Source organism: Oceanivirga salmonicida (genome assembly GCF_001517915.1).
GTDB lineage: Bacteria > Fusobacteriota > Fusobacteriia > Fusobacteriales > Leptotrichiaceae > Oceanivirga > Oceanivirga salmonicida.
Genome location: NZ_LOQI01000139.1, coordinates 1 through 1,170, shown reverse-complemented (window position 1 = coordinate 1,170; position 1,170 = coordinate 1). Strand labels below are relative to the sequence as shown.

Below are 1,170 nucleotides of genomic sequence, written 5' to 3'. Positions count from 1 at the left end.
GACTTTTTACCGCACTCTCAAAAAAGATGAAAGAAAATATAAAAATGTATTAGTTCTTCATCTTTTTTTATTTGATTTTGAGTATTTTTATTTTATTAAATTATAAATTTTTTTATCTTTGAATTTTATGTTATGTACAGAATTAATATATCTTATAGTTTTTGAATTACCTCTTATAAGTAAAGTTTGTGTGCTAATTATATCGCCTTTTCTTTTAATTCCTTTTAATAAATCTCCTGTAGTTATACCAGTTGCTGAAAAAATTATTTCATCATCTTTAACTAAATCATCTAATCTTAGGACTTTTGATAAATCTAAACCTTTTTCTTCGCATCTTCTTTTTTCTTCTTTTGAAATTTTATCATTTTCTAATGAAACACCTTTTACTTCATTTCTTAGTTTTAGCCTTGCTTGCATATCTCCGCCTAATGCTCTTATAGCAGCAGCAGATACAACTCCTTCGGGTGCTCCACCTATACCGTATATAGCATCTATATCAGTATCAACCATACATGTTAAAAGAGAAGCAGCAACGTCGCCATCAGGTATAGTGTAAACTTTTACACCTAATTCTTGTAATTCAGAAATTATTTTATAATGTCTAGGTTTATATAATATCATTATGCATAATTCATTTAACTTTTTATTATTTGCTTTTGCAATGATTTTAAGATTATCAATTAATGGTTTATCTAAATCTATAAGACCTTTTGCATTTGGACCTACAATTAATTTTTCCATGTATATATCTGGTGCTTGTAAGAAACTTCCTTTTTTTGCCACTGCTAATACAGTAATTGCATTTGCTTGACCTTGTGCTACCATTCTAGTTCCTTCAATAGGATCAACTGCTATATCAACTGGTATATAATTACCATCAGTTCTACCAACTTTTTCTCCTATGTATAGCATGGGTGCTTCATCAATTTCTCCTTCTCCTATAACAATTTCTCCATCTATCATAATACTATTAAGCATTATTCTCATAGCTTCAACAGCTAATCTATCGGCTTCGTTTTTATCACCTTTACCTAATGCTTTGTGAGCTGCAATTGCAGCGGCTTCGGTTACTCTGGCAAATTCTAAGGCTAATTCTCTTTGCATAACATACTTGTATGATATAGTCATACGACTATACATACTTCTCCTTTCATAATTTTATATATATTT

General features: G+C 29.4%; 1 protein-coding gene. It reads right to left on the bottom strand.

Features of this window, described 5'->3' with window-relative positions; translation table 11 throughout:
- Window positions 1-87: 87 nt before the first annotated feature.
- Window positions 88-1,104 carry a class II fructose-bisphosphatase gene (glpX, locus tag AWT72_RS08605; protein ID WP_067143654.1) on the bottom strand — a complete coding sequence of 339 codons (1,017 nt, stop codon included), beginning with the start codon at window positions 1,102-1,104 and terminating at the stop codon, window positions 88-90.
- Window positions 1,105-1,170 lie beyond the last annotated feature (66 nt).

Bases quoted from the DNA above. Each gene is read 5' to 3' on its own strand.
- glpX (WP_067143654.1), bottom strand. From the start codon at position 1,104: ATGCAAAGAGAATTAGCCTTAGAATTTGCCAGAGTAACCGAAGCCGCT.